Source organism: Mycobacterium sp. IS-1264 (genome assembly GCF_001954195.1).
Classification (GTDB): Bacteria; Actinomycetota; Actinomycetes; order Mycobacteriales; family Mycobacteriaceae; genus Mycobacterium.
Genome location: NZ_MBES01000034.1, coordinates 1 through 26,266 on the forward strand (window position 1 = coordinate 1; position 26,266 = coordinate 26,266).

Sequence of the window (26,266 nt, forward strand, 5' to 3'; positions counted from 1 at the left end):
ACCCCCGCCCGCCTATTACGGCCCGCGACCATACGTCTCGATCGGCATCTGCGCGCCCATACCGTTTGTATCTATCTGCGCCGGTATCTGAGCCGGCGTAATTCATCGTGAAGGCAGCTCGAAGTGCTGGTAGTCGAGGGGACTCGACCAAAGGCCGCCCCAGCTCCAGCCCCGGTCCGTGAAGACGCGTACGGCCGGGTCGCCGTTATGTAAGAGTCCCGCGTCGGTGCGGCTGCGATCCAGATACGGCGCCGCATTCCGCGGTTCGAATACGCCGCTCGCGTAGACGCACGGATTGAGAAGCGGATTGACGTCGATGGCCCGGCCGTAGGCGTGTTGAGACCATTCGCTGGATCCCGGGATGCCTCGGCAGTTGAATGCCGAAGTGTTGTCGTCCTCCATGGATAGCTCGTCGTCGGCGCCCGGATAGTGGTCGACGGTGCGGATTTTCTCGATGGGAAGGCGCAGGCGGTAAAGCTGCTCGAAGATCGCGATGACCTGCGGCACCAGGTCTTCGTGCACGATCAGCTCGCCGCGGTGGGTCTGGCCGTCCAAACCGACATGGTCGACGCCGACCCGCCGCAGCCGCGCCGGTTCGACCGGACAACCCGGCCGCCAGCTTGCGCCGAGTTCCGCGGCAGTCACCGGCTGGACCGTCGCATCGGCGTGTGCCGGCGGGGCCGCGCCGCACTGCAACAGCAAGACACCGGCCGCCAGCGCGCTCACCGGCACGACAATCCATCGCCGGCAGGACGTCAATTGGTATGAGTCCTCACGCTTGCAAGTCTGCCGCATCGTTGTTCGCTCTCCCGACTTCCAAGCCGACGACCTACGCTTGGCCATATGCCCGGCAAGGCATCGGTGCGAACGGCCATTGTTGCCGGAATTCTCATCTTGATACTGGCTGTGCCCTCCTCGCGCGGCTACATGGCGCGCCTAGCGGTAGGCGAGGACGCGCAGGCCACACCGCCGACGCAGGCGACGCAGCCAACGCAGGCGACGCAGCCGCCGCAACCGACGCAGGCGACGGAGCCACCGCAAGCCGTGCCGCCGCCGGATGCGGCGCCCGCGGGGGACTTCGCAGCCGTCGCCAAGCTCATGAACGCTGCGGTTGCCGCAAACAGACTTCCGGGTGCCGTGGTGGTGATCGGGCACGGGGGCAAGGTCGTCTTCCATCAGGCTTTTGGCTCGCGCAAACTTGCGGGCGAACCGGGGCTGGACGGATCGCCCGCACCCGCAGAGCCGATGACCGAGGACACGATCTTCGACTTGGCGTCGTTGACCAAGTGCCTCGCGACGGCCGTCGCCGTCATGCAGCTCTACGAACAAGGCAAGGTCGGGTTCGACGATCCGGTCCAGAACTATTTGCCCGAGTTCAACGCGGCCAACGACCCACAGCGTGCCAAGGTGACGCTTCGCATGTTGCTGACGAACACGTCGGGCGAACCGATAGATGTAAACCTAGGCGATCCGTGGGGACTGGACCGCCCCGACAAGGCGGAGGGCATTCGTCGTGCGCTCACCACGCCGCTCCAGTCGGGTCCCGGTGACGTGTTCCGCTACTCCGACATCAACTTCCTCCTGCTCGGCGCTCTGCTCGAAAAGGTCTCAGGCCAGGCGGAAGACGTCTACGTAGAGCAAAACGTATTCGCGCCGCTGGGCATGGAGGACACCCGCTACCTTCCGCCAGCCAGTCTCTTGCCGCGCATCGCACCGACGGCGCTCGACGAGGAAAACAGGGCCGATCCGAGCAAGAATCCCGATTACGGTCACCTGCTTCGCGGCACCGTGCACGACCCGACGGCGCGGCGCATGGGCGGAGTGGCCGGGAACGCCGGCGTCTTCGCGACGGCGCACGACGTCGCCATCTACGCGCAGGCCCTGCTTGATCGACTTGCGGGCCGCCCGAGCAGCTTTCCGCTGCAGCAAGCGACGCTCGAGATGATGACGACGCCACAGCAGCCCGGGCATAGCGCCCGACAACTTCAAGTGGCGAACGATGCGGCCCGCAGGGCCATCGCTCCGAGCTATCCCGCGATCAACGGACAGAACCTATTCGGCTTCGGCTGGGACATCGACACTCCCTTTTCCAGACCGCGCGGCTCGATCTTTCCCGTTGGCAGCTTTGGCAATACGGGGTTCACCGGAACCACGCTGTGGCTGGATCCGGAATCGGATACCTACGTCATCCTGCTCTCGAACGCGATCCATGTGCGCGGTAGCCCACCGATCTCGGATCTGCGCGGCGAAGTGGCCACAGCGGCCGCCCGGGGGTTGGGGCTGTACGGAAGCGCCCCGTCGTCATCGACGCCGGCTTCGAAACCCGTTCGGCAGCACTAGCCCTGGGCGCCGGTCAGCCCGCGAACTGCCTGAATCTCGCTGTCCCGGTACGGCCGTCCATCGGGCAGCACCAAGTCGTGGAACCACACCTTCGGCGGTGCCGTGTACGGGTGATCCCACGAGTCCCACGGAAAGTAGGTCTGGGTCTTTCCGGCGACCAGGCCCCAGTTGAACGCGCCGACGTTGTGGCGTTTCGCCACGGGCAATATCGACTCAATGGTGCTGCCCTGGGGCCGTGCCATGTACTCGGTGCAAATGATCGGCCGCCCCAGGGGTGCAAGCTCGTTGATTCGGGACTCGAAGCCCGCGGGCTCAGCATACGAGTGGAACGTGATCACGTCGGCGTTGTCCAGTTGCGTGGCGCTGATCGCGCTGCGCCCCGCCGGCTCGCCCCAGTCACCGCGCCACACACCGCTCGTCAGCGGTTGGCTCGGATCGACCGCACGTGCCCACAGGAACACCTGGGGGAGCAGCTCGGCGACGCGGTCCAGCTTGTCCGGGCGCTCGACCTTGCTGTACACCTTCGCCGGATTGTCGGGCTCGTTCCACAGGTCCCAGCCCAAAACCCGGTCGTCGGTGCGGAATTGGGTCAGCACCCCGGTGACGTAGTCACGCAGGACCCGGGCGTACCCGGGATCGCCGAGGCGCTCGGCTCCCGGACTCTGCACCCATCCGGAGTTGTGCACACCGGGCCGCGGCGCGTGTTGCGGACCAACTCGGGGCAACGGATCCCAGCACGAGTCGAAGAAGACGAATAACGGCTTAATGCGGTGGCGCGCCGCGATATTGACGAACTGCGCCAGACGCATCAGGAAGCCGCGGGCGTCCTGCGCCCAGAGCTGATCGTGGAGGAAGACCCGCACGCTGTTGAGTCCGGCCGCGCGGGCCCAGCCGAGTTCGGTGTCGATGCGCCGGGGATCGTAGGTGCCGGGTTGAAACATCTCGAGCTGGTTGATGGCGTTCGAGGTGATGAAATTCGCTCCGACAAGCCAACCTTGGGCCTGGTACCAGCGATTGGCGCGTTCGGCCGACCACCGGGTTATCTCCCCGGAAGAGCGGGGCGCTGGTTCCGCGGAAACGCGGGGTGCGTGGGCCAGTGCACTGCCTGCTGCCAACATCAGCGGAAGCTTCAACACCGTACGGCGATACACGAATTGACGATAAGTGGGTCGGGGCCCCGTCCCCGGTATTTACTTAGCGCGTCGCGATACGTTTTGCTGAAAATCGTTATTTCATTGTCATCAAGCGGTGTTGAGCGGGCTTGTCCAGTCGATGACATCCTCTAGCGGAGCTTGCGGCCGTAGTTGTCTCTGACGCTTCCGGTGAACATCATGATCGCGTCGACGAGGGCCCAGATGCCCGAAGCGAGTAGGACCGGGAAGCCGAAAAGACAGAACAGCGTGAAGACGAATCCGAAAATGCCCAAACACAACTGAGCGATCGCGATCTGAGTCGAGTCGATATAGAACCGGCCGACCCCGAACACCCCCAGGAACAACTGCAGGAGACCGGCCGTGGTGGCGGACTTGTCCGACAGCGGGACCCCGGTGGCGGGGTCACGACCAAACGGCGCCTGGGGATCGACGTTCCCCGCGTAGCCGGGGTAGGGGGGCGGGTACGGCTGCGGCTGCGGATAGCCCGGTTGGTACCCCGGTGGGCCCGGATATCCGGGCGGCGGAGGGATTTGGGGATTCTGCTGCGGACCATAGCCCTGCGGCTGCCACCCCTGGGGTGGCTCGTCGGAGGGGTTTCCGGGTGGGTTCGGGCTCGCCATCCCAAGAACATAGCCCACGCAGGCCGTCGTCAGCTCCGGCAAACAGCCGAAGCTGGCCACAGTGTGCTCAGCCGGGCTCAGCGGTCGGGGCGGCAACTGCCGCAAGCCTGATCGGCGCGATCCGGCGGGCAGTTTTTCGCGGCGTGGATGGCGCATTTCCCGCAAACTTCGCGCCCGGGAGCGCGATACTGAGCAAGTGCCTGATCGCAATGTGCTGGGCGGGCCGCTGGAACCGTGCGGTACCGACCCACTGACTGGTTTCTATCGCGACGGTTGCTGCTCGTCCGGGCCCGAAGACCGGGGCCGGCACACTATCTGTGCCGTGATGACTGCCGAATTCCTGGAGCATCAGCGTTCCATCGGCAATGACTTGTTGACGCCGGTGCCCGAGTACCGGTTCCCCGGCCTGCTGCCCGGCGATCGCTGGTGCGTCACCGCCCTGAACTGGCTTCGGGCCCATCAAGACGGTTGCGCCGCCCCCGTGGTCTTGGCGTCGACTCACGAGCGCACACTGGAGGTCGTGCCTCTCGAGGCGCTGAAGGAACACAAAGTCGACGTTCCCGACGACCTGGCTAACTTGTAGAGCCCGCTAGGAGGCGCTCGCATGGGCTCTGCGGGCCCCGACATCGCGGATATCGACTTCGACGACCTGACGGCGCCCAGGCTCACCGATGTGCAGCGCCAGATTCTGGAATTCACCGAGGCCAAGCGCGTCGACTTCGACATCGAGCGGATGCGGGCCGAGGCCGTCGAGCGGGCCGGCGTCAGCGACCTGGACGACACGGACGGCTTCGGTGACCGCCTGCGCGCACACGTGGCCGCGATCGAAGCCGACGAGGGCCTGCGCGAGCTGACGCGTTCCTCACTGCGCCAACGGGGCGTTCGCCTGCTGCGCAACCGGCTGTCGTTGACCGAACTCCTCAAGCGTTATCCCGAGATCGAGACGATCCCGATCGAGAAACCGTTCATCGTCGTCGGGATGCCGCGATCGGGCACCACGCATCTGGTCAATCTAGTTGCGGCCGACCCGCGCCGACGCGCGCTGCCGTATTGGGAAAGCCAGGAGCCGATACCCGCGCGCGGCGAAGGACCCGACATTTTCGGGGTCGACCCGCGCTACGCGCGGGCCAAGTCCGAACACGACGCACTCATGGCCAGCGCCCCGGTGGTGGCCGCCATGCACGACCGGTTTCCCGAGGCTATCGAGGAGGAGGTCGAGCTCCTCGACCTCGATCTGGCCGCCTATGTACTGGAATGGCATGCGCGCGTTCCCGATTGGCGCGACTACTACCTGACGCTCGACCAGACGCGGCACTACGCCTACATGAAGAAAGTGTTGCAGGCGTTGACCTTCCTGCGCGGCCCGCGGACATGGATCCTCAAAAGCCCGCAGCACTGTGAGCAGCTCGGTCCGCTGATGGCAACATTTCCCGACGCGACGGTGGCGTTCACACACCGCGATCCCGTCGCGGTGATCCAATCGGCGATCACGATGATGGCCTACTCCGATCGATTGCGCCGGAACAGCATCGACCCGGGCTGGCTACTGGACTACTGGAGCGACCGCGTGCACCGGTTGCTCAGCGCGTGCGTGCGCGACCGCGACCTGGTGCCCGCCGATCGCAGCCTCGACATCAGCTTCCACCATCTCAACGGCAACGAAATGCCGCTGCTCGACGAGCTTTACCGCCGCGGCACCGTGGAATTGACCCCGAAGGTGCGCGAACGATTCCAGCGCTACCTGGACGCCAATCCGCGCGGAAAGCACGGCCGCATCCGCTACGACCTGCAACGCCACTTCGGAATCTCGGCCGACGAACTCCGTGGGCGGTTCAACTTCTATTTCGATAGATTCGACGTCCGCCCCGAATGAAGGAGCCAACAGCGATGCCCGGACCGGTCTATCGCAACAGGCCCGGTGCCGAGGCCATGCGCCCGGCGTCGGCCGAACAAGCCGAGCAGCTCGCCCCGGGGCTCTGGTGCTCGCCGGGTCTGTCCAATGCGTACTTGCTGACCACGGCCGACGGCCGGGTGATCGTCAACACCGGGATGGGCTTCGAGGGGCCGGTGCACCGCGCGAACTTCGACGCCGTGGACTCCTCGCCGGTGCGCTACATCATCTTCACCCAGGGCCATGTGGACCACGTTGGCGGCCTGGACAGCGTCCGTGACGAGGACACAACGGTTGTCGCCCAAGCCAATTGGACCGCCTGGCGGGACGACAACGAACGGCTGATCCCCTACCGCGCCAGCCGCAGCGCGTTCGCCTTCAAAGACACGCTGGCGTCCGGCATCCGGGCGATACAACGGCGCCTCGGAACCAAGCACCTGCCCGGCCAGAGTGTTCCCACCGTCGACCTCGACTTCGATGACACCCTCACCCTCGAGGTGGGCGGGCGGCGGCTGGAGCTCATCTCGGTGCCCGGCGGCGAGACCACCGACTCGCTGGTGGTGTGGTTGCCCGACGAGCGAATTTGCTTGTGCGGAAACACCTTCGGTCCGGTCTTCGGGCACATCCCCAACCTGGTCACCATGCGAGGCGACCGCTACCGCGACGCCCTGACCGCCATCGCATCGGTCGAGCGAGTGCGCGACCTGCGGCCCGAGCTGCTGGTTACCGGTCACTTCGCACCGATCGCGGGCGCCGATCTGATCGAAGCCGAGCTCACCCGGCTGCGCGACGCCATCCGGTACGTGCACGACGCCACCGTGGCCGGGATGAACGCCGGCAAGGACGTCCAGACCCTGATGCGCGAGATCACGCTGCCCGCGGAATACGAAGTGGGACAAGGCTATGGCAAGGTCGCCTGGGATGTCCGGGCGATCTGGGAGAACTACTCGGGCTGGTTCCATCACCGCTCGACCACCGAGCTCTACCCGGTCGGCTTCGATGCCGTGGCCGCCGACGTGGTCGAACTGGCCGGCGCCAAGGCCCTCGTGGATCACGCCCGGGAGCATCTTGCCGCGAGCCGCCCCCTGCACGCCATCCATCTCGCCGAGCTCGTCTCGTCGAATGATCCCGCGGCCCGGGCGGTACTGCGGGAGGCACACGAACTCCTGCTCGCGGACAGCACCAATTTCTGGGAACGAGCCTGGCTCTCCGAACAAATAGCGAGGAACTCATGACGGCCCGTGTGGGCTTCGACTTCACCGGCACGACCGCGTTGATCACCGGCGGTACCAGCGGGATCGGCCACGCCACCGCGGTGCTGTTCCGGGATGCCGGAGCCGAGGTCACCATCACCGGCACCAAAGCGGCGGCGGCGGACTATGACGCCGACCTGGCCGGCATGGCCTACCGCCCGCTACAGATCACCGACCATGACTCCGTGGACGCGCTGGCCGGCAGCTTCAGCAGGCTCGACGTTCTGGTCAACAACGCCGGCGCGAATTTCCCAGGCGGCCTGGACGAATCGAAGCCGGAGGGTTTCGAGGCGTCGGTGAGCCTCAACCTCGTTGGGCCGTACCGGCTTACGGTGGGGCTGTACCGTGCCTTGAGGGCATCGACGGCGGCGGGAGGCGCCAGCGTGGTCAATCTGGCATCGATGTCTGCGCTGCGGGCTGTTCCCTTGGTGCCCGGCTACGGCGCCGCGAAGGCCGGGATCGTCGATATCACCAGGAACCTCGCGGTCAAGTGGGCCACCAAGGGAATCCGGGTGAATGCCGTGGCACCGGGAACCATCGACACGCCGATGACCGCGCCCATGCACGCCGCGGCGGACATCGTGGATTCCGAGCTGGCTCATATCCCGTTGCGCCGCTTCGGATCCGTCACGGAGATCGCTCCCACGATCGCATTTCTGTGCACCGAGCAGAGCAGCTACACCAGCGGCGCAGTCTTCGTCGTCGACGGTGCGTCGGACTGCGTCTGAGATTAAGGACAAGACCATGGCACTCGCGCTTCGACCCGAGGACTTCTACCACACCGGCATCGTCGTGCCCGACCTCGAAGCCGCGATGGCCCGGCTCAGCGCGCTGGCCGGCTACCGATGGATCACGCCGCTCACCTACACGCTGCCCTTCCGCACCGCGACCGAAACACGGGAACTCACCTCGACATTCGTCTACTCCCTGCAGAGCCCGCACCTCGAACTCATCCAAGAGGTCCCAAATAGCCCGTGGAAGGCGGCGCCCGGCAACTCCGCTCATCACCTCGGCTACTTCACCGACGACCTCGCCGGCAGCGCCGAGATGCTGGAGGCCAACGGCTTCACCTTCGAAGCCACCGCCGACGTCTCAGCCCCGGGCCTGGCGCTGTTCGCGTACTACGTCGACGCCTTCGGTACCCGCATCGAAATCGTCGACCGCGCACTCTTTCCCGACTTCGCCGCGTTTCTGCAGTCGGCCGCGGCGCCGGTCCAGGGCTGAGGGTCGAACATGGTGCTGACCGTGCTGCGCTTCAACTTCGCCGCGCCGCAGGGCGAACCGAAGACGCAGAGCAGGATCTTGTCCGCCGCGCTCGAATTGGCGCAGTGGGGCGAATCCCACGGCATCACCACGGTCAGCGTCGACGAGCACCACGCGACCGGCCACGGATGGAGCTGCAATCCGATCATGGCGGCGGCAATGTTCTTGGCGCGAACGACGAGCCTGATCGCCAGCGTTGACTGCGCGCTCGGCCCGCTGTGGAACCCGGTCCGGCTGGCCGAGGACATCGCGCTGGTCGACAACATGAGCCGAGGACGGCTGCACACCACCGTGGGATTGGGCTACCGAACCGTCGAATACGACGCGCTGGCGGTGGATTTCAGCCGGCGGGGCGAGCTGATGGACGGCCTGATCGAGCGAATGCTGTCGGTGTGGGCTGATGTCGGCACGTGGACCCGGCCGCACCCACCGCTGTATGTCGGTGGGGGAGCGCGTGCCACCGCGCGGCGGGCCGCGCGTTTCCGGCTGCCGCTCAGCCTGGCCGACCACCTACCCGACATCGCCGCCTACTACCGCGAGCTGTGTTCCGAGGTCGGCCTCACGCCATTCGTCATCATGCCCGGGCCGATCAATCGCGGCATGATCTACCTGCACGAGGATCCGGACCGGGCGTGGGCGGAACTCGGTGAGCACATCCTCTGGGAGGCAGTCACTTACGGCGAATGGGCAACCGACCATCGTTCACTCATGCACCTGCCGGGAGTCCGGACGCTGGACGAGGTGAAGGCATCGGGACGATACCGATTCCTGACTCCCGAGCAGCTCATCGCCGAAGTCCGCGAGACCGAGCACTACGGGCCGCTGGTGATGCATCCGCTGGTCGGCGGCATGCCTGTCGACGAAGCATGGAAGTCGGTCCAGCTCCTCACCGACGTGGTCCTGCCCGCGCTCGGCTGAGTCTTCCTCGCGATTGAAGCCCTCCGGGGCGGGTACTCGGGCATTTCGGGCTAATTCAACGTGCGCGTAATGGAGAGGAGTGTGCTGTGATCATCCTGGGCATCATTCTTTTGATCATCGGTTACTTCACGAGCCTGTCAATCCTGTACACGATCGGCGCAATCCTGGTGGTCATCGGTGTGATCTTGTGGATCCTCGGCGCGGTTGGGCGCCCGGTGGCCGGTCGAAAGGTCTGGTTCTAAGGCTGGTTGGTCCGACTGCTGCCAGGACGCTCAACCCGCGCTCCATGAAACGTGTCATTCGGTGCTGTCACGCTCCGGGTGAGACCGCGATGGATTTGGCATCGAGATAGGCGTCGAGGCCTTCCGGACCCAGTTCGCGACCGTAACCGCTGGCTTTGACGCCGCCGAACGGCGCAAAGGGATCCATGGTGTAGCCCGCATTGATTCCGAAGGTGCCGGTGCGGATGCGCGTGGCGATGCCCAGGGCTCGATCGGTGTCAGCAGTCCACACCGAACCTGCAAGGCCGTAGTCGGAGTCGTTCGCAATGGCCACCGCATCGTCCTCGTCGCGATATGGGATGACGGTGATCACCGGCCCGAAGATCTCCTCTTGCGCAATGCGCATAGTGTTCTCTGCGTCGGCGAAGAGGGTGGGTTGGACGTACCAGCCGCGCTCGAGGCCGTCGGGCATGTCGGTGCCGCCGATTACGAGTCGCGCGCCTTCGCGTTGACCTATCTTGATGTAGTCGCGGACACGCTGCTGCTGGCGGTGCGAAACCAGCGGGCCGAGCTGGGTGTCGGGATCGCTCGGATCGCCGACCCGCAAGCCGGCCATTTCGGATGCAAGAGCATCGACATACTCATCATGTCGTGGGGCGGGTACCAGAACGCGGGTCAACGCGTTGCAGATCTGGCCGCTGTTGGACAGGCTGGCCGATCGCACTCCGGCGGCGACCTTCTCGGGTGCGGCGTCATTGAGGACGATCGCGGCCGACTTGCCGCCGAGTTCGAGGCTTACCTTGGTCAGGTTGGCCGCACAAGCCGCGGCGACCGCCCGGCCCGCCGCCGTGGATCCGGTGAACGAGACCTTGTCGACTTTCGCGTGGGCGACGAGGGCTTCACCGACCGCGGCGTCACCCGGCAGTACGGTGACGACGCCCGGCGGCAGGTCGATTTGGTCGATCATCTCAGCCAAAAGCAGTGCATCCAAGGGAGATTCGGGGGCGGGCTTGAGCACGACGGTGCAGCCGGCGAGGAGTGCCGGCACCAGTTTGGCGACGATGAGGAATTGGGGCATGTTCCACGGGACAATCGCGGCGACGACGCCAACGGGCTCCTTGCGGACCTGCACATCGGCGCCGAAGAAGCCGGGCCGGGTCTCCTGCCAGCGGTATCGATCGGCGAGGTCGCAGAACGCGCGCATCATCATTGCGGGCAGGCCGACTTGGGCGCGCTTCGCAAAGGTGATGGGGGCGCCAATCTCCGCGGTGATGGTGTCGGCCATTTCGGTGCGGCGCTGGTCGTAGACGTCGGCGAGCCTGCGGATCGCGGCGACGCGCTCGGCAGGCTCGGAGCGGCCCCAGGGACCAGAGTCGAAGGCCGACCGGGCGGCATCGACGGCGGCGTCGACTTCGTCCGGCCCCGCCGCTGCGACCTCGGCGATGGGTTGTTCAGTGTGCGGTGAGATGACTTCCAAAGCCTCCGCCTGCGACCGCATTGTGCGCCTCCCTTGTATGCGCAATATCAACTACTTGCGATTCGAGTCTCGAGCATATACCGTCGGCCCGACGGACTTAGGACAGGAGCGGTTATGGCTCGATTCCCCAAGCCCTCGGAAGGCAGCTGGACGCAGCATTATCCTGAGTTGGGCACCGAGCCGGTGTCCTACGAGGACTCAATCAACCCCGAGATATACGAGCTGGAGCGCGAGGCGATCTTCAAACGCGCCTGGCTGAATGTGGGCCGGGTCGAACAGCTTCCCCGTAAGGGCAGCTACTTCACCAAAGAGCTTAAGGTGGCCAACACCTCGATCATCCTGGTGCGCACCGCATCTGGAGACGTCAAGGCCTATCACAACGTCTGCCGGCATCGCGGCAACAAACTGGTGTGGAACGACATGCCACTGGAGGAGACCAGCGGCGTGTGCCGCCAGTTCACTTGCAAGTACCACGCCTGGCGTTACGACCTCGACGGCAACCTGACCTTCGTGCAACAGGAGGAGGAGTTTTTCGATCTCGACAAGAGCCGCTACGGGCTGGTATCGGTGCACTGCGATGTCTGGGAAGGATTTATCTTCGTCAACTTCGCCAAGAAACCCGACCAGTCGCTGCGCGAGTTTCTGGGGCCGATGGTGACGGATCTCGAGGGCTACCCGTTCGGCAAGCTGACCTCGCGCTGGTGCTATCGCTCGCGGGTGAAAGCGAACTGGAAGCTGTACATGGACGCGTTCCAGGAGTTCTATCACGCCCCGGTACTGCATGCGAACCAGTCGCCGACGGCCTATTCGAAGGCGGCCGCCGAGGCGGGTTTTGAGGCCCCGCATTATCGCCTGGACGGCCCCCACCGGTTGGTCAGCACGTCGGGGGTGCGGGCCTGGGAGATGTCTGAGGAGATGCGCAAGCCGATCGAGGACATCTGCCAGAGCGGACTGTTCGGGCCGTGGGAGAAGCCGGATTTGGGGGAGATGCCCGTGGGCCTGAATCCCGCGAAATGTGATCCGTGGGGCCTGGATTCGTTCCAGCTGTTCCCCAACTTCGTCGTGCTGTTCTGGGGCCAGGGCTGGTATCTGACCTACCACTATTGGCCGACTTCCTACAACAGCCATGTCTTCGAGGGCACACTGTATTTCCCCGAGCCGCGCACCCCGCGCGACCGCGTCGCTCAGGAACTCGCAGCGGTGACGTTCAAGGAATACGGCCTGCAGGACGCCAACACTCTGGAGGCGACCCAGAGCATGATCGAGTCGCGCGCAATCGACAAGTTCCTACTCAACGACCAGGAAATCCTGCTGCGCCATTTGCACAAGGAGACCGCGGCCTGGATCGACGAGTACCGCCGCACGACCAAGGCGGGAGCATGAACACGATGCGCGCTTTGCTGCCAACCGAATTCGCCGACCTCGAGCCCTTCACCGAGTGGTGCCTGGCCACCGAACCGGAACGCTACGCCAAGCGCCTGGCGAGCACGATGATCGAAATGAAGGCCTTTTACGACGCGATCACCCCGCGAGCCGAGGAGGCCCTCGCCTACTGCGACAAGTTTCCCCTCGACGACCTGCCCGAGGACGTGCTGAATCTGATGCACCTGCTGTATTCGATGATTATGGTGTCGTTTCCGGTGGAGTGCTGGAAGCAGCCTCGCGTACCCGATTCCGGTGCTTCCACCCTGGACTGCGTATCCGAGCCCGTGCCGTGACCGGTGTGACCGTCCTGCGGGCGGCCCGCTGGGCCGACGTCGACGCCGGACAGGTTTGCTCACCGGCCGTTGTGGTGGTCGACGGGCAGCGCATTGCCGCGGTCAATCCCGAAGGGCCGCTGCCGGATTCGGCTACGGTCGTCGACCTCGGCGACGTCACGCTGCTGCCGGGCCTGATGGACATGGAACTCAATCTGCTCATCGGTGGGCCTGGCGGGCCCGAGGGCCTGCCGGCGCCGATGCACGGAGTTCAGGACGACCCGGCCTATCGCACACTGCGCGGCGCGGTCAACGCGCGCACCACACTTGAGGCCGGATTCACCACCGTGCGCAACCTCGGGCTCATGGTCAAGACCGGGGGCTACCTGCTCGACGTCGCGCTACAGCGGGCCATCGACCAGGGCTGGCACGCGGGCCCTCGTATCTTTCCCGCGGGCCATGCCGTCACCCCCTACGGGGGCCACCTGGACCCCACAGTGTTTCAGCGGCTGGCGCCGGGAATCATGCCGCTGTCGGTTGCGGAGGGCATCGCCAACGGTGTACCCGACGTCATCGCATGCGTGCGTTACCAGATTCGCCACGGCGCCAAGCTCATTAAGGTCTCGGCATCGGGCGGTGTCATGTCGCACAGCACCGCTCCCGGCGCCCAGCAGTATTCCGATGCGGAGTTCGCCGCGATCGCCGACGAGGCCCACCGCGCCGGCGTCCGGGTGGCCGCGCACGCCGTCGGCGACACCGCGATCCGCGCGTGCATTCGCGCCGGGATCGACTGCATCGAGCACGGGTTTCTGGCCACCGACGAGACAATCCAGATGATGGTCGATAACGGCACCTTCCTGGTTTCCACCACCTATCTCACCGAGGCGATGGCCATCGACCGGATCGCGCCTGAACTGCGCAGGAAGGCGGAGGAGGTGTTCCCTCGCGCAAAGTCGATGTTGCCCAAGGCGATCGCCGCCGGGGTGCGTATCGCATGCGGCACCGACGCACCGGCTATCCCGCACGGCGACAACGCCAGGGAGCTGGAGGCGCTAGTGGCGCGCGGCATGACGCCCATGCAGGCAATCCGCGCGGCTACGGTGGTGGCCGCCGAACTTGTCGAGGCCGATCACGAGTTGGGCCGCCTCAAACCCGGCTACCTCGCCGACATCATCGCCGTGCCCGGGGACCCCTCCCGCGACATCGCCACCACACTCGAGGTCTCGTTCGTCATGAAGGATGGACGCATCTACAAGTCGCTGTCGGCCTGACCGGGCGAGGAGAAGAGAATGGAACTCACCGAAAACATCCTTTGGCTGCTCAAGCAAGCCTTTTACTTCTCGCTGACCAGCGTGAATGACGCGATCAGTAGCCACGGAGTCAGCACGGCTCAGATCGGCGTGCTGCGCCAACTCTCCAACGAACCCGGCCTGTCCGGCGCCGAACTCGCCCGGCGTCTGCTGATCAGCCCCCAGGGTGTTCAGCTGGCGCTCACCACGCTCGAACGCCGCGGCCTGGTTGAGCGAAAGCAAGACCCAGAGCACAAGCGAATTCTGCAGGCTTACCTCACCGACGCGGGGCGTGACGTCGTGGCCATCGTGCTCAGCGACGCCATGGCCGCTCACGAGAAGGTGTTCGGCGTCCTCAACGTCGAGGAACAAGAGACTTTGCGTGAGCTGCTGAGCCGTGTGGTCGAAAAGGGCACCGGCCACGAGCTCTTCAAAGACCACATCGAAAACTGATCCGGTATATCTAGTACTTGAGATCAATCGCAAGTAGTTGATACTCTTTCCCGGATGAATGATCCCGCTCCGACGCTTGCTGACGATGTCGTCACCGAAGAGGTGACCATCGAGCTTGATCGGCGCACCACCAAGGCGCATTACTCACCCGGGGACACCTTGCTGCAGACGGCCCGCATGGCGGGTCTGAGTCCACCGTCATCATGTGAGATCGGTTCCTGCGGAACATGTATGGCCCGCTTGACCGAGGGCAGCGCCCGGATGATCAACAACGACGCACTTGAGGACGACGAGCTAGACGAGGGGTGGGTGCTGACTTGTCAGGCTCTACCAACCAGTCGCACCGTACGGGTGGTGTACGAATGAACAGGGTTGCGGTGGTGACCGGCGGCGCCTCGGGCATGGGCGAGGCGACCTGTCACGAACTGGGCCGGCGGGGCCGCAAGATCGGGGTCCTAGACGTCAACGAGCAGGCGGCCCAACGCGTCACCGAAGATCTTCGCGCGGAGGGGATCACCGCCGTCGGCGTCGGCGCCGACGTCACCGACCGAGCCGCCGTTGAGCAGGCGTTCGCGAAGGTGCGCAGCGAAATGGGTCCGATCTCCGTGCTGGTGACCAGCGCGGGAATGTTCGGGCATTCGCCGTTCACCGACATCACCCCCGAATCCTGGTCGAAAATCATCGACGTCAACCTGACGGGCACCTTCCACTGCTGCCAGGTCGCGATCCCGGACATGGTCGCCGCGAAATGGGGCCGGATTGTGATGATCTCATCGTCCAGCGCCCAGCGCGGATCGCCGTTCGCCGCTCACTACGCGGCGTCCAAGGGCGCGGTCATCACCCTCACCAAGTCGCTGGCCCGCGAGTACGCGGCCCACGGGATCACCGTCAACAACATCCCGCCATCGGGCATCGAGACACCAATGCAGCATCAGGCGCAGGCCGCGGGACTTGTGAAGTCCAACGAGGAGATCGCCCGGAACATCCCGGTGGGGCATCTGGGCACCGGTGCCGACATCGCCGCGGCGGTCGGTTTCCTGTGTTCGGACCAGGCGGGCTTCATCACCGGCCAGGTGCTGGGTGTCAACGGCGGAGCGGTGATGTGACTGTGCGACAAGGAGGTTCACGATGACACGATCCGGTAGGCCCTCGGAGGGCTCCTGGACCGAGCACTATCCCGAACTCGGGACCGGCCCCGTATCGTTCCGCGATTCGACGTCGCCGGAGTTCTTCGAGCTGGAACGTGAAGCGGTATTCAAACGGGCGTGGCTGAACGTCGCCCGTATCGAGGAACTGCCTCGCGTCGGCAGTTATGTCACCAAGGAGATCGAGGTCGCCCGGGTTTCGGTCATCCTCGTCAAAGGTCGCGACGAACGCATTCGCGCCTTCTACAACATCTGCCGCCATCGCGGAAATAAGCTGGTGTGGAACGACTTTCCCGGCGAGGCAGTACAGGGGACGTGCCGCCAATTCACGTGCAAGTATCACGGCTGGCGCTACGGCCTTGACGGTGCGCTGACGTTCGTGCAGCAGCCCTCGGAGTTCTTCGACCTCGACACGACCGACTACGGACTGAAGCCGGTGCACTGCGACGTGTGGAATGGGTTCATTTTCATCAACTTTGATGCCGAGCCGCGCCAGAGCCTGCGCGAGTTCCTCGGCCCGATGATCACCGGCCTGGACGACTACCCGTTCGGGAAGCTGACCGAACGTTACGAGTGGGTCGCGCACAACAACAGCAACTGGAAAATCTTCGCCGACGCGTTCCAGGAGTACTACCACGTGCCCTCGCTGCACCCGCAGCAGGTGCCCTCAGCGGTGCGCGACCCGAACGCCGGATTCACCTGCGGGCACTTCCAACTCGACGGCCCCCACCGGCTGGTGTCGACCGCGGGACGGCGTCGCTGGCTGCTGCCGCCCGAGTGCATGTATCCGATCGAGCGGGCCACCCAAAGCGGGCTCGTCGGCCCGTGGCGCACCCCGGACATCGGCGAGCTGCCGGCCGGGCTGAATCCCGGTGGCATTGAGCCGTGGGGAATCAGCAATTTTCAGATATTCCCGAATACCGAGATATTGATCTACGGCGGCTGGTATCTGCTGTATCGGTACTGGCCCACCTCCTACAACACCCACCGGTTTGAGGCCTACACGTACTTTCACCCGGCCCGCACGGTGCGGGAGCGCATCGAACACGAAGTCGCCGCGGTGGTGCTCAAGGAGTTCGCCCTGCAGGACGCCGGCATGCTCGGTGGCACGCAGGCGGCGCTGGAGTACGGCATCGTCGACGGGTTCCCGCTCAACGACCAGGAAATCCTGGTGCGCCACCTGCACAAGGTCATCGTCGATTGGGTCGACGCATACCAGCGCGAAAACACCGCGGCACCGGCGGGAGTGTGACCCATGCCAGATGCCTTGCTGCCCAGTGCATTCGCCGAGCTGGAGAACTACGCGCGGGTCTGGTGCCTGGCCACCGAAACCGAACGCTGGAACGCGCGGATGGCCAGCACGATGCCCGAAATGCACGAGTTCTACGATGCATTCTTCCCACGCCTTGAAGAGGCCATCGAGTACTGCGACAAGTTCCCGCTCGACGAACTGCCCGAGGATGCGCTGAACCTGCTGCACCTGATCTATTCGCTGATCATGGTCGCCATGGCGGTGGAGGTCATGCACCAGACTGTCCCGACCGATGCCGCCGACGCGGTCATGATCCGCACCGGCGAGCCGTTCCCATGATGTCCGCCAGAAAGGTCTGAGCATGAGTCTGCTCACCATCACCAAGCTCAGCGATTCGGTCGGCGCCGAAGTCACCGGGCTGGACCCGGCCCACCTTGCCTCCGATGACTCAGTCGGCAAAACCATCCTGGATGCGTTGGAGGACAACGGAGTTCTGGTCTTCCGCGGGCTGCGGCTTGACCCCGAGACCCAGGTTGCTTTCTGCCGCCGCCTCGGTGAGGTCGACCACTCCTCCGACGGCCACCACCCCGTGCCTGGAATTTATCCGATCACCCTGGACACATCGAAGAACTCCTCGGCGGCCTACCTGAAGGCGACATTCGACTGGCACATCGACGGCTGCACGCCCATCGGGGACGACTGCCCACAGAAGGCCACCGTCCTTTCCGCCGTGCGGGTCGCCGAATGGGGCGGCGAAACCGAATTCGCCAACTCCTACGCCGCCTACGATGCGCTGAGCGATGAGGAAAAGGACCGCTTCGGGGCCCTGCGTGTCGTGCATTCGCTGGAGGCCTCCCAGCGGCGCATCACCCCTGACCCCACGCCAGAACAGGTGGCGCGCTGGCGATCCCGGCGCACCCACGAACATCCCCTGGTCTGGACGCACCGCAGCGGCCGCAAGTCGCTGGTGCTCGGTGCCTCGGCCGACTACGTGGTTGGCATGGATCTCGACGCGGGACGCGCCTTGCTTGCCGAACTCCTCGACCGCGCCACCGTGCCCGAAAACGTCTATAGCCACGACTGGTCGGTCGGCGACACCGTTATCTGGGACAATCGCGGGGTGCTGCACCGAGCGGCCCCCTACGATCCCAGCTCTTCGCGTGAAATGTTGCGCACCACCGTGCTCGGCGACGAGCCGATCCAGTAGGGAGACCGCAAATGGGCAAGTCACTGCTGTTCGTCGAGAGCAAGCCCGCCTCGCCGGAACTCGTTGAGGAATACCACCGTTGGCACGATCAGGTGCACGTGCCCGAGATGCTGGCGATCGACGGCTTCGTGTCGGCTCGCCGTTGGCAGACCGACGGCGAATCCTTCGTCACCCTCTACGAGATCGACACCGATGTCGACACCGCCCGCACGAGTCTGCGAGCGGCAATGGCGGAGGGGCGCATGTCCAAACCCGTGGCGGTCCAAACAGACCCACCGCCGGTGATGCGCTATTTGAGCCTGGTCAACGAGCTGGCTCGCTGATCGCAACCACTGTCGTGACCGACCGACACCCTCTCCGGCTAACCCCGTTGCCCGCCGATGAGTGGGACGATCGCAGCCGTGCGGCTCTGGCTTCACTGATACCCGCTGAGCGGGCCAATCCCGATGGCGCTGGCAATGTTTTGTCGACCCTCGTGCGCCACCCCGATCTCACTCGGGCTTATCTGCCGTTCAACGCCTATCTGCTCAACCGCTCCACGCTGCCGCCGCGGATACGCGAGGTGGCGCTACTTCGAGTCGTGTACCGCCGCGACTGCGACTACCTGTGGTCTCATCACCTCCCGATCGCGCGCCGAGCGGGATTGACCGATCAAGAGATCGACGCGATTCGTTACCGCAAAGTCACCGATGACGCCGACCGAACGGTGCTGGACGCCGTCGATGACCTCCTCGATCATGGCACCGTCTCGACCGCTGTGTGGGACGACTTGCGACGCCACTTCACCGACCCCCAATGCATGGACCTGGTGTTCACGATCGGTGGGTACTACCTGCTGGCCATCGCGGTCAACACTTTTGGCATCGAAGACGAGAAGTCGTGACGGAACGACGGGCACAGTACTGACGATTGACGGTGGCACCTCCGTTGACGCATAGGTGACTTTCACGATATCTAGCGGCGCTTCCAGCGGGCAGACTTGACCGCTTCCAATGCTTCGGCAACGCGGCGGTCCAGTGGTCTACTTGTGCTGGCTTGGCGAACCCAATGCTGAAAGGCGAAATCGGCTGCGGCAAAGGCCAGTTGGACCAGTAGGCCGGGACGGATATCGTCGTCGGGATCCGCGCCCATGCGTTGGCCGATCAGCTTGGCGGCCCGTTCCTTGTCGACGGGCGTATGGATCGTCGCCTTGCTGAGCAGTCCTGGAGCGACCAGCAATGCGTCGCGCCACTCCTCGATGTCGGCCTGGTCGAACGAGTGGATGCGCGCGATGATGGCGTTGATCAGCGCGACATCCGGCGCCTCTCCGGCCGGGCGCTGTTCGAGCAGGTTCACGATCGCGGCGCCACCGTGGCGAACGGGGGCGAGCAGCAGATCCTCTTTTGTAGGCACGTGCCGGAAAAAGGTGCGCGGCGAAACGCCTGCGGCGGTGGCGATTTCCTCCGTCGTTACGGCGTCGTAGCCGCGCTCGACGAAGAGCCGGAACGCGGCGCGCCTGATGTCGGCCCGGATTTGCGCGCGCTGTCGGTCGCGCAGCGACTCCTTCATCGGAAGCTGCCGATACCGCCGTCGACGTGAATGGTTTGACCGGTGATGAACGTCGCGTCGCTGCTGAGTAGGAACGCCACCAGCGCGCCCACGTCGGTGCGCACGTCTCCGATGCGTTTCATCGGAACGCGTCTCACCGCCTTCGCGTAATCGTCGGGCGCGTGTTGCTTCCACAGTTTGACGCCATCGGACTCGGCGAAGGGACAGATGACGTTGACGCGGATGTTGTCGCGCCCCCATTCCAACGCGGCGACCTTCGACAGCCCCCGGATGCTCTCCTTGGCGGCGGCGTATCCGCCCCACCTGGGTTCGCCCCCGGTGCCCGTCCCCGAGCCGAGGTTCACGATCGACCCCCCGCCGGCCTCGACCATCACCGGGTGCACCGCCTGCATGAGCAGGAATGTCGCCCGGGGCCCGACGTCGTAGCCGAGCGCCAGGTCCTCGGTGGTGATGTCGACGAACGCCTTGGGCTCGTTGGTCGCGATGGCGTTGTTGACCAGGCCATGCACGGCACCGAAGGAGTCGACGGCAGCCGCCACGATCCGCTGGGCGCTGTCGGGATCGCGCAGATTGGCGACCAACTTCTCGACCCGGCCCGTCGCCCGCAGCTCGTCGGTTGTCGTGCTCAGGACATCGGCTTGGATGTCGACGAGCAGCACCGTCGCACCGCGTTCGAGCAGCGCGGCGGCGATGCCCTTGCCCACGCCCTGCGCGGCGCCGGTCACGTCGCGACGTGACCGCGCATCGACTCGGGATGGGTGTAGGTCATGTCGCGGGCCCCATCCGCAGCGGCACGCCCCGGTGCATCTCGTACGTGCTGCGCGCGCCACCGGGCAGCTCGATGAACTCCACCGGCGTTCCGTCCGGGTCCTTGACGAAAAACATTCGCACCCCGCCTATTTCGAACGGGTCCTGGTCGGGCGTGCAGCCCGCCGCGGTGATGCGACGGTGGGTGTCGTCGAGGTCCGGGACGGAGAGCGACACGTTGTGGATGCCGGTGACGCGTCGGCGCTCCGGCTGGTCCGCGGACGGCTTGGCGCCGAGGGAGAGCAGCTCGACCATCAACCCGCCCAGCAAGCCGCCCACCACCCGGCCCTCCTGCTTTCGCTTGGCATGCAGGACCGCGTCGAAGGGTTCTCCGGAGATGAGGGTCTCGAAGATGACCTCCATGCCGATCACGTCGCGGTAGAACGCCAGCGAGCGGTCCATGTCGGTCACGCCGATGACGAGGTGGCAGAACGACACATCGTGTAGGACGCCGGATGTCATAGCGGCGCAGCAACTTTGGGGGCGGGGCGTCCGGCGAACAGCGGCAGGTCGAGATAGGTCTTGATGCCGGGGCCGGCGGCGCAGACGTCGGGAATGGCGTTGACGCAGTGGTTGGCCGTGGCGACGACACCGGGGTTTCGTTTGAGCCCTTCGGCGATGGATGGCGGTTGCAGGCCTTTGAAGGTCAGAGACACGGTGGGGTCGCCGGTGATCTCGACTTCGAAGCGTTCGCCGAGGCCGCCGAAATTCCAGTCCGGTTCCAGGTTGTCTTCACCCATCAGCCAGTTGACCGCCGCGGTGATGACCGGTTCGCCGTCGGTGATCGCCTGCCAGCGGAATCGGCGTGCGGCCACGGTTCCCGCGGTGATCGGGAAGGGGTCGTAGTCGATGTCGGCGGTCGCGACGGCGATCTCCTGGACGGTCCTGATGTTGGGATCGATGCGAAAACCCATGTGCTCGGCCACCATTCGCACGGACATCTTGAAGCCCGCTTCGAGCAGGGTGGCCATGGGTCCTTGCATGGCTTCCTCGGGGGTGCCGCCGAAGCCCATGATGTGGCGCACCACGTCCGGTGCGTTGTAAGTGCGGATGTCGGAGAACTCCTCGGCGCGCACATGGGTGACCGCTGAGGACAGTCCGGACAGCATCAGCGGGAATCGCTCCGTGATGCCGCCGGGATGGATGCCGGACCCGTGCAGGGTCACCCCGCCCTCGACCGCGGCGTCGGCGATCGCTTTGACGGCCGGGTTGTCGAGGTCGGGATATACCCAGCCGACTGGAGTGACGACATTCTTGCCGGACCGCAGAATCGCGACGACCTCGTCGTCGTTGGGGATCAGCGGGCTGTACACGACGCAGTCGGCGTCGAGGGCCAGCACCTCGTCGGCGCTGGAGGTGGCGGTGACGCCGAGCTCGTCGGTTCCGGTGATCCGGCCGACGTCGACGCCGTCCTTTTCGGCGCTGTGCACCCAGCACCCGACCAGCTCGAGCTGCGGATGATTCATGACGCATTCGATGGCGGCCTTGCCGACACCTCCGGTCGCCCATTGGATGACGCGAAGCTTGCTCATGGCTGACCTCCCGACGCCTTTACATCGCACCAACGAGATGGCACGGTATGACTACCTGGCAGTGACTGTCAACAAGGAAGGTCGGTCGGTGGGAGCGCTTGACGGCAAGGTTGCGATCGTCACCGGGACCAGCCGCGGTGTCGGCGTCGGGATCGCGCATGAGCTGCTCCGCGCCGGCGCGACGGTCGTCGGATGCTCACGCTCGCCGCTGGACACCATTCCCGGCGTCGATGCCGAATGGGCAGCCCGTGCGTTCCAGAAGGTTTGCGACCAAGGTGACTACCACTCGATCGACGCCCTGGTCGCCGACGTCGTGGCGACCCACGGCCGAATCGACATCCTGGTGAACAACGCCGGCGGCACCGTCCCGGCGCCGCATGTGGAGAGCATTCCCGAACTCGTCCAACGCATTCAGGGCGCGCCGCCAAACGACGACGACTTCGCGCGCACGGCACTGTTTCACGCGTACGCGGTGCAGATGAACCTCATCAGCCCGTTGTGGTTCGCCATCCGGGTGTACCGGCAGATGACGACCCAGGACGGCACCGGCTGCATCATCAACATTTCCAGCGGCGCCGGGCATCCGGCGGGATCACCGACCCTGGTCTCCTATGGCGCGGCCAAGAGCGGGCTCAACCACCTCACGCGGTCGCTGGCCGAGGAGTGGGGACCGAAGGTGCGTGTCAACTGCGTCGCGCTGGGCCCGACGATGACGGAGAACTTCCGGTCGTTTGTGCTACCCAAAGACGATCCGACCGGCGAAAAGTACTTCGCCGCCGTTCCCTTGCGCCGCGCGGGGGAACCGGCGGAGGTGGGCCGCGTGTGCGTCTTTCTCGCGAGCGGGGACGCGGACTTCGTCAACGGTACGACGATCGAGCACGACGGCGGCATGCTGCCCGGCGTGCTCTACGACGCTGGCCTGAAGACCATCACCGATCTGTTGTAGCGGACGCCTTCGTCGCGGTCGGCGTGACGTCACATGCGTCCCAGGACAAGGAGATTCACGTGAGCAGCCTGCAACCCACGCCCGAACAGTTCGCCGCGCTGGCCGCGCGGCCGGCGGACGAACCGGTGGTGATGGTCAACCTGCTGAAGTTCAAGGCCGACGGCGGCCTCGAGCGCTACGCACAGTACGGCCGTGAGGTCACACCGCACCTCGAACGCGTCGGCGCCACGGTGCTCTACGCGGGCGGCGCGCCGACGGTGGTCATCGGCGACGGCGAACGGCCTTGGTGGGACGCGATTCTCGTCGTCCAATACCCGTCGCCCCAGGCGTTCATCGACATGGTGACAACTCAGGAGTACGCCAAGATCCACGAACACCGCGCCGCGGGCTTGGAGCGAGGGGACCTGGTCGCGACATCGGCGTGGTCGGTCGCTTCGGCGTGATCTCCTAAGGCGCTGGCGGGTTGCTTCCCTGTGGGGGTCTAATTGGTGGATGGAATTGATGATGCCCACCGATTCGGTGTTTTTGCTGGGGGAATCCCGTGAGCACCCCATGCACGTCGGGGGCCTAGCGCTATACGAGCCGCCGGCCGGCGCCGATCAGGGATTCGTCCGCGAGTTCTACGACCGGCTGGTCGCCCAGCAGGATTTCCAGCCCACCTTTCTCAAGCGTCCCGCGACCTTCTTCGGTGGAATCGCGAATCTCGCGTGGTCCTACGACAACGACCTCGACATCGACTACCACGTGCGTCGCTCGGCGCTACCGTCCCCGGGGCGGGTTCGCGATCTGCTCGAACTGACCTCGTTGCTGCACAGCAGCCTGCTCGATCGCCACCGTCCGCTCTGGGAGGCGTACGTGATCGAGGGTCTCAAGGACGGCCGCTTCGCGGTCTACACCAAGATGCATCATGCGCTCATCGATGGTGTCTCGGCCCTGAAGCTCATGCAACGCTCGCTGTCGCCCGATCCCGACGATCGCGAGATCCGGGCGCCATGGGGCCTGCGTAAACCCAAACGCAAGTCCGTCCCGTCGTCGCCGTTGACCACACTGAAACGGACCGCGGGAGGTGTTGCCGCACTGGCTCCTTCGACGGTGTCGCTGGCTCGCGCGGCGCTGTTCGAGCAGCGGGTGACGCTGCCGTTCGGAGCCCCGCGCACCATGTTGAACGTCAAGATCGGGGGCGCCCGGCGGTGCGCGGCGCAGTCGTGGTCGGTGGACCGGATCAAGAACGTCAAGAAGGCCGCGGGCGTGACCCTCAACGATGTGGTCCTGACGATGTGCTCGGGGGCGCTGCGGTACTACCTGCTCGAGCAGAACGCGCTGCCGGACACCCCGCTGGTCGCGATGGTTCCGGTGAGCCTGCGCAAGGAACACGAGGCCGACGCCGGCGGCAACCTCGTGGGAGCCATCCTGTGCAACCTGGCCACCGACATCGAGGATCCGGCCAGACGGCTGGAGATCGTCAGCGAGTCGATGCGCAACAACAAGAAGGTGTTCTTCGAACTGCCCCGGTTCCAGGCGCTGGCGCTGTCCGCGATGAACATGGGTTCATTGGCCCTCGCAGCGGTTCCGGGTTGGGTGTCGTCGACGTCGCCGCCGTTCAATCTGGTCATATCGAACGTGCCGGGGCCGCACGAGCAGCTGTATTACGGGGGCGCGCGGCTGGACGGCAGCTATCCGCTATCGGCGATCGTGGACGGCCAGGCGCTGAACATCACCCTGGTCAGTAACGGCGCCAATCTCGATTTCGGTTTGACCGGATGCAGGCGCAGCGTGCCGCACCTGCAGCGCCTGCTCGCCCACCTGGAGTCGTCGCTCAAAGACCTGGAACGCGCCGTCGGGGTCTGAGTAACTCGATGCCCAAACTCAGCGCCGGTGTGCTGTTGTACCGGGTTAGCGACGGCGTCGTCGAAGTTCTGATCGTGCATCCTGGCGGCCCGTTTTGGGCGCGCAAGGACGACGCGGCCTGGTCGATCCCGAAGGGTGAGTACACCGACGGCGAGGACCCCTGGACGGTTGCGCAGCGGGAGTTTTCCGAGGAGCTCGGGCTGCCGACGCCAGTGGGGCCGCGCGTCGACTTCGGTCGGCTCAAACAGCCCAGCGGCAAGGTGGTTACGGCCTTCGGTGTGCGGGCCGATCTCGACGTCACCGATACGCGCAGCAACACCTTCGAACTCGAATGGCCGAAGGGCTCGGGCAAGTTGCGGGAGTTTCCCGAGGTCGATCGCGTCGGCTGGTTCCCGGTGGCGCAGGCCCGCACCAAGCTGCTCAAGGGGCAGCGGCCGTTCCTGGACCGATTGATGACCCTGCCCGAGTTGGCGGGCTTGGACGAAGGGACCTGAAATGCAGACTGTACGGACCCCCGGCGACCGATTCGACAATCTACCCGAATTCCCCTATGCCCCAAGGTATTGCGACATCCCCGACGGCGACGGCGCTACGCTGCGGGTCGCGTGGGTCGAAGATGGCCCGGAGAGCGCCGACCCCCTTCTCATGCTGCACGGCGAGCCGTCGTGGTCCTACCTGTACCGCAAGATGATTCCGATACTCGCTGCCGCCGGGCATCGCGTCGTGTGTCCCGACCTGGTCGGGTTCGGCCGTTCGGACAAGCCGACCCGACGCGCTGACCACAGCTACGCCCGCCACGTCGAGTGGATGCGCGCGCTGGCCTTCGATGTGCTCGACCTGCGCAACGTGACCCTGGTCGGCCAGGATTGGGGCGGCCTGATCGGATTGCGGCTGGCCGCAGAGCATCCCGAACGGTTTTCCCGCCTGGTCGTCGCCAACACCGGCCTGCCCGACGGCGAGCAGCCGCTGCCCGAGGTCTGGTGGCGTTTTCGCGAAGCCATCACGACGGCGCCGGAGCTGAACATAGGGGCGTTCGTCCAGAGCGGCTGTCGCCGCCCGATGAGCGACGAGGTGCGCGCGGGCTACGACGCGCCGTTTCCGGACGACGAGTATTGCGCGGGACCGCGCGCCATGCCCGGTCTGGTGCCGACCGCACCGGACGATCCCGCGTCCGCGGCTAACAAGGCCGCGTGGGCGAAGCTGTCGGTGAGCCCGACGCCGATGCTGGTCGCCTTCAGCGACAGCGACCCAATCACCGGGCCGATGGGCGAGATCTTCCGGCATGCGATGCGCGGCGCGCAGGGTATCAACCATCCGCTGATTCGCGACGCCGGACACTTCGTGCAAGAGGACGCGGGCGAAGAGCTCGCCAACTACATCGTGGAATTCTTGCGCCGCTAGGGCT

Annotated in this window: 31 protein-coding genes and 1 pseudogene; 24 read left to right on the plus strand and 8 right to left on the minus strand. The window is 65.3% G+C overall.

Going from position 1 to position 26,266, the window contains the following annotated elements; genetic code table 11:
• Positions 1-102: 102 nt before the first annotated feature.
• Positions 103-717, minus strand: a complete 615-nt coding sequence (locus A5744_RS06350; protein WP_240562985.1) for a M15 family metallopeptidase — start codon at positions 715-717, stop codon at positions 103-105.
• A 126-nt stretch (positions 718-843) separates the two neighbouring features.
• On the opposite strand from A5744_RS06350, the gene A5744_RS06355 reads away from it, so the two are divergent.
• Positions 844-2,340 carry a serine hydrolase domain-containing protein gene (locus A5744_RS06355; protein WP_076059375.1) on the plus strand — a complete coding sequence of 499 codons (1,497 nt, stop codon included), beginning with the start codon at positions 844-846 and terminating at the stop codon, positions 2,338-2,340.
• On the opposite strand, the gene A5744_RS06360 is transcribed toward A5744_RS06355, so the two are convergent.
• Together A5744_RS06360 and A5744_RS06365 are read right to left on the minus strand one after the other, a co-directional pair.
• The gene (locus A5744_RS06360; RefSeq protein WP_076059377.1) at positions 2,337-3,491 is read right to left on the minus strand and encodes a 1,4-beta-xylanase; all 1,155 of its coding nucleotides are present in this window, start codon (positions 3,489-3,491) and stop codon (positions 2,337-2,339) included. The two genes, A5744_RS06355 and A5744_RS06360, sit on opposite strands and share 4 nt — an antisense overlap.
• A gap of 131 nt (positions 3,492-3,622) precedes the next feature.
• Complete coding sequence (locus tag A5744_RS06365) at positions 3,623-4,114, minus strand: TM2 domain-containing protein (RefSeq protein WP_076059535.1); 492 nt, start codon at positions 4,112-4,114, stop codon at positions 3,623-3,625.
• A gap of 196 nt (positions 4,115-4,310) precedes the next feature.
• On the opposite strand from A5744_RS06365, the gene A5744_RS06370 reads away from it, so the two are divergent.
• From A5744_RS06370 to A5744_RS24350, 7 genes are all read left to right on the plus strand, one after another.
• Positions 4,311-4,697 carry a DUF2237 domain-containing protein gene (locus A5744_RS06370; protein ID WP_076059379.1) on the plus strand — a complete coding sequence of 129 codons (387 nt, stop codon included), beginning with the start codon at positions 4,311-4,313 and terminating at the stop codon, positions 4,695-4,697.
• Positions 4,698-4,718: 21 nt separating this feature from the next.
• The gene (locus tag A5744_RS06375; protein WP_076059381.1) at positions 4,719-5,987 is read left to right on the plus strand and encodes a sulfotransferase; all 1,269 of its coding nucleotides are present in this window, start codon (positions 4,719-4,721) and stop codon (positions 5,985-5,987) included.
• 14 nt (positions 5,988-6,001) lie between these two features.
• Positions 6,002-7,240: an MBL fold metallo-hydrolase gene (locus tag A5744_RS06380; RefSeq protein WP_076059383.1), complete on the plus strand. Its 1,239-nt coding sequence runs from the start codon at positions 6,002-6,004 to the stop codon at positions 7,238-7,240.
• On the plus strand, positions 7,237-7,986 hold the full coding sequence (locus A5744_RS06385) for an SDR family oxidoreductase (protein WP_076059385.1): 750 nt from the start codon (positions 7,237-7,239) through the stop codon (positions 7,984-7,986). The genes A5744_RS06380 and A5744_RS06385 overlap by 4 nt, the downstream gene beginning before the upstream one ends.
• Before the next feature lie 16 nt (positions 7,987-8,002).
• Positions 8,003-8,482, plus strand: a complete 480-nt coding sequence (locus A5744_RS06390; protein WP_076059387.1) for a VOC family protein — start codon at positions 8,003-8,005, stop codon at positions 8,480-8,482.
• 9 nt (positions 8,483-8,491) lie between these two features.
• The gene (locus A5744_RS06395) at positions 8,492-9,439 is read left to right on the plus strand and encodes an LLM class flavin-dependent oxidoreductase (RefSeq protein WP_076059388.1); all 948 of its coding nucleotides are present in this window, start codon (positions 8,492-8,494) and stop codon (positions 9,437-9,439) included.
• An 86-nt stretch (positions 9,440-9,525) separates the two neighbouring features.
• A complete protein-coding gene (locus A5744_RS24350; protein WP_139329394.1) occupies positions 9,526-9,681 on the plus strand; it encodes a hypothetical protein in 156 nt (51 codons plus the stop codon).
• 67 nt (positions 9,682-9,748) lie between these two features.
• On the opposite strand, the gene A5744_RS06400 is transcribed toward A5744_RS24350, so the two are convergent.
• Positions 9,749-11,158 (minus strand): aldehyde dehydrogenase, encoded by a 1,410-nt coding sequence (locus A5744_RS06400; protein WP_076059390.1) that lies wholly within the window; start codon positions 11,156-11,158, stop codon positions 9,749-9,751.
• A 93-nt stretch (positions 11,159-11,251) separates the two neighbouring features.
• On the opposite strand from A5744_RS06400, the gene A5744_RS06405 reads away from it, so the two are divergent.
• The 11 genes from A5744_RS06405 to A5744_RS06455 are packed head-to-tail and all read left to right on the plus strand — an operon-like array spanning position 11,252 to position 19,063.
• Positions 11,252-12,520 (plus strand): aromatic ring-hydroxylating dioxygenase subunit alpha, encoded by a 1,269-nt coding sequence (locus A5744_RS06405; RefSeq protein WP_076059392.1) that lies wholly within the window; start codon positions 11,252-11,254, stop codon positions 12,518-12,520.
• Positions 12,517-12,855, plus strand: a complete 339-nt coding sequence (locus A5744_RS06410) for a hypothetical protein (RefSeq protein WP_139329395.1) — start codon at positions 12,517-12,519, stop codon at positions 12,853-12,855. Before A5744_RS06405 ends, A5744_RS06410 begins: the two co-directional genes overlap by 4 nt.
• On the plus strand, positions 12,852-14,105 hold the full coding sequence (locus A5744_RS06415) for an amidohydrolase family protein (protein WP_076059393.1): 1,254 nt from the start codon (positions 12,852-12,854) through the stop codon (positions 14,103-14,105). The genes A5744_RS06410 and A5744_RS06415 overlap by 4 nt, the downstream gene beginning before the upstream one ends.
• An 18-nt stretch (positions 14,106-14,123) precedes the next feature.
• On the plus strand, positions 14,124-14,576 hold the full coding sequence (locus tag A5744_RS06420) for a MarR family transcriptional regulator (RefSeq protein WP_076059395.1): 453 nt from the start codon (positions 14,124-14,126) through the stop codon (positions 14,574-14,576).
• A gap of 54 nt (positions 14,577-14,630) precedes the next feature.
• On the plus strand, positions 14,631-14,942 hold the full coding sequence (locus A5744_RS06425) for a 2Fe-2S iron-sulfur cluster-binding protein (protein WP_076059397.1): 312 nt from the start codon (positions 14,631-14,633) through the stop codon (positions 14,940-14,942).
• Positions 14,939-15,682, plus strand: a complete 744-nt coding sequence (locus A5744_RS06430; protein WP_076059399.1) for an SDR family NAD(P)-dependent oxidoreductase — start codon at positions 14,939-14,941, stop codon at positions 15,680-15,682. The genes A5744_RS06425 and A5744_RS06430 overlap by 4 nt, the downstream gene beginning before the upstream one ends.
• 22 nt (positions 15,683-15,704) lie before the next feature.
• On the plus strand, positions 15,705-16,973 hold the full coding sequence (locus A5744_RS06435; RefSeq protein WP_076059401.1) for an aromatic ring-hydroxylating dioxygenase subunit alpha: 1,269 nt from the start codon (positions 15,705-15,707) through the stop codon (positions 16,971-16,973).
• Positions 16,974-16,976: 3 nt separating this feature from the next.
• A complete protein-coding gene (locus A5744_RS06440; protein WP_076059402.1) occupies positions 16,977-17,312 on the plus strand; it encodes a hypothetical protein in 336 nt (111 codons plus the stop codon).
• Between the two features lie 22 nt (positions 17,313-17,334).
• Positions 17,335-18,180, plus strand: coding sequence for a TauD/TfdA family dioxygenase (locus A5744_RS06445; protein WP_076059404.1), 846 nt, complete (start codon positions 17,335-17,337; stop codon positions 18,178-18,180).
• Between the two features lie 11 nt (positions 18,181-18,191).
• On the plus strand, positions 18,192-18,503 hold the full coding sequence (locus A5744_RS06450; protein ID WP_076059406.1) for a hypothetical protein: 312 nt from the start codon (positions 18,192-18,194) through the stop codon (positions 18,501-18,503).
• Positions 18,503-19,063 carry a carboxymuconolactone decarboxylase family protein gene (locus tag A5744_RS06455; protein WP_076059539.1) on the plus strand — a complete coding sequence of 187 codons (561 nt, stop codon included), beginning with the start codon at positions 18,503-18,505 and terminating at the stop codon, positions 19,061-19,063. Before A5744_RS06450 ends, A5744_RS06455 begins: the two co-directional genes overlap by 1 nt.
• Positions 19,064-19,134: 71 nt before the next feature.
• Here the strand turns inward: A5744_RS06455 and A5744_RS06460 are convergent, their stop codons facing one another.
• The 4 genes and pseudogenes from A5744_RS06460 to A5744_RS06475 all read right to left on the minus strand — a co-directional run bounded on the left by A5744_RS06460 (position 19,135) and on the right by A5744_RS06475 (position 22,067).
• Positions 19,135-19,728 carry a TetR/AcrR family transcriptional regulator gene (locus A5744_RS06460; protein WP_076059407.1) on the minus strand — a complete coding sequence of 198 codons (594 nt, stop codon included), beginning with the start codon at positions 19,726-19,728 and terminating at the stop codon, positions 19,135-19,137.
• A pseudogene (locus A5744_RS06465) lies at positions 19,725-20,497 on the minus strand (SDR family NAD(P)-dependent oxidoreductase). The gene A5744_RS06460 and the pseudogene A5744_RS06465 overlap by 4 nt, the downstream one beginning before the upstream one ends.
• Positions 20,494-20,997 (minus strand): VOC family protein, encoded by a 504-nt coding sequence (locus A5744_RS06470; protein ID WP_076059409.1) that lies wholly within the window; start codon positions 20,995-20,997, stop codon positions 20,494-20,496. Before A5744_RS06470 ends, A5744_RS06465 begins: the two are co-directional and overlap by 4 nt.
• Positions 20,994-22,067, minus strand: coding sequence for a dihydrodipicolinate reductase (locus tag A5744_RS06475; protein ID WP_076059410.1), 1,074 nt, complete (start codon positions 22,065-22,067; stop codon positions 20,994-20,996). Before A5744_RS06475 ends, A5744_RS06470 begins: the two co-directional genes overlap by 4 nt.
• An 88-nt stretch (positions 22,068-22,155) precedes the next feature.
• On the opposite strand from A5744_RS06475, the gene A5744_RS06480 reads away from it, so the two are divergent.
• Genes A5744_RS06480 through A5744_RS06500 form a run of 5 tightly spaced genes read left to right on the plus strand, consistent with a single transcriptional unit; the run spans position 22,156 to position 26,262 of the window.
• Positions 22,156-23,013 carry an SDR family oxidoreductase gene (locus A5744_RS06480; RefSeq protein WP_139329396.1) on the plus strand — a complete coding sequence of 286 codons (858 nt, stop codon included), beginning with the start codon at positions 22,156-22,158 and terminating at the stop codon, positions 23,011-23,013.
• Positions 23,014-23,072: 59 nt separating this feature from the next.
• Entirely contained in the window at positions 23,073-23,456 is a 384-nt protein-coding gene (locus tag A5744_RS06485) for a DUF1330 domain-containing protein (RefSeq protein WP_076059541.1), read from the plus strand.
• 49 nt (positions 23,457-23,505) lie between these two features.
• Positions 23,506-24,861, plus strand: coding sequence for a wax ester/triacylglycerol synthase family O-acyltransferase (locus tag A5744_RS06490; RefSeq protein ID WP_076059414.1), 1,356 nt, complete (start codon positions 23,506-23,508; stop codon positions 24,859-24,861).
• 8 nt (positions 24,862-24,869) lie between these two features.
• Positions 24,870-25,355 (plus strand): NUDIX domain-containing protein, encoded by a 486-nt coding sequence (locus A5744_RS06495; protein WP_076059416.1) that lies wholly within the window; start codon positions 24,870-24,872, stop codon positions 25,353-25,355.
• Between the two features lies 1 nt (position 25,356).
• The gene (locus A5744_RS06500) at positions 25,357-26,262 is read left to right on the plus strand and encodes a haloalkane dehalogenase (protein ID WP_076059418.1); all 906 of its coding nucleotides are present in this window, start codon (positions 25,357-25,359) and stop codon (positions 26,260-26,262) included.
• Positions 26,263-26,266: the final 4 nt, after the last annotated feature.

Coding starts and splice junctions, on each gene's coding strand:
- A5744_RS06355 (WP_076059375.1), top strand. CDS start 844: ATGCCCGGCAAGGCATCGGTGCGAACGGCCATTGTTGCCGGAATTCTC.
- A5744_RS06400 (WP_076059390.1), bottom strand. CDS start 11,158: ATGCGGTCGCAGGCGGAGGCTTTGGAAGTCATCTCACCGCACACTGAA.
- A5744_RS06495 (WP_076059416.1), top strand. CDS start 24,870: ATGCCCAAACTCAGCGCCGGTGTGCTGTTGTACCGGGTTAGCGACGGC.
- A5744_RS06440 (WP_076059402.1), top strand. CDS start 16,977: ATGCCAGATGCCTTGCTGCCCAGTGCATTCGCCGAGCTGGAGAACTAC.
- A5744_RS06365 (WP_076059535.1), bottom strand. CDS start 4,114: ATGGCGAGCCCGAACCCACCCGGAAACCCCTCCGACGAGCCACCCCAG.
- A5744_RS06445 (WP_076059404.1), top strand. CDS start 17,335: ATGAGTCTGCTCACCATCACCAAGCTCAGCGATTCGGTCGGCGCCGAA.
- A5744_RS06435 (WP_076059401.1), top strand. CDS start 15,705: ATGACACGATCCGGTAGGCCCTCGGAGGGCTCCTGGACCGAGCACTAT.
- A5744_RS06475 (WP_076059410.1), bottom strand. CDS start 22,067: ATGAGCAAGCTTCGCGTCATCCAATGGGCGACCGGAGGTGTCGGCAAG.
- A5744_RS06470 (WP_076059409.1), bottom strand. CDS start 20,997: ATGACATCCGGCGTCCTACACGATGTGTCGTTCTGCCACCTCGTCATC.
- A5744_RS06405 (WP_076059392.1), top strand. CDS start 11,252: ATGGCTCGATTCCCCAAGCCCTCGGAAGGCAGCTGGACGCAGCATTAT.
- A5744_RS06380 (WP_076059383.1), top strand. CDS start 6,002: ATGCCCGGACCGGTCTATCGCAACAGGCCCGGTGCCGAGGCCATGCGC.
- A5744_RS06375 (WP_076059381.1), top strand. CDS start 4,719: ATGGGCTCTGCGGGCCCCGACATCGCGGATATCGACTTCGACGACCTG.
- A5744_RS06460 (WP_076059407.1), bottom strand. CDS start 19,728: ATGAAGGAGTCGCTGCGCGACCGACAGCGCGCGCAAATCCGGGCCGAC.
- A5744_RS06385 (WP_076059385.1), top strand. CDS start 7,237: ATGACGGCCCGTGTGGGCTTCGACTTCACCGGCACGACCGCGTTGATC.
- A5744_RS06450 (WP_076059406.1), top strand. CDS start 18,192: ATGGGCAAGTCACTGCTGTTCGTCGAGAGCAAGCCCGCCTCGCCGGAA.
- A5744_RS06390 (WP_076059387.1), top strand. CDS start 8,003: ATGGCACTCGCGCTTCGACCCGAGGACTTCTACCACACCGGCATCGTC.
- A5744_RS06430 (WP_076059399.1), top strand. CDS start 14,939: ATGAACAGGGTTGCGGTGGTGACCGGCGGCGCCTCGGGCATGGGCGAG.
- A5744_RS06500 (WP_076059418.1), top strand. CDS start 25,357: ATGCAGACTGTACGGACCCCCGGCGACCGATTCGACAATCTACCCGAA.
- A5744_RS06425 (WP_076059397.1), top strand. CDS start 14,631: ATGAATGATCCCGCTCCGACGCTTGCTGACGATGTCGTCACCGAAGAG.
- A5744_RS06410 (WP_139329395.1), top strand. CDS start 12,517: ATGAACACGATGCGCGCTTTGCTGCCAACCGAATTCGCCGACCTCGAG.
- A5744_RS06490 (WP_076059414.1), top strand. CDS start 23,506: ATGGAATTGATGATGCCCACCGATTCGGTGTTTTTGCTGGGGGAATCC.
- A5744_RS06395 (WP_076059388.1), top strand. CDS start 8,492: ATGGTGCTGACCGTGCTGCGCTTCAACTTCGCCGCGCCGCAGGGCGAA.
- A5744_RS06420 (WP_076059395.1), top strand. CDS start 14,124: ATGGAACTCACCGAAAACATCCTTTGGCTGCTCAAGCAAGCCTTTTAC.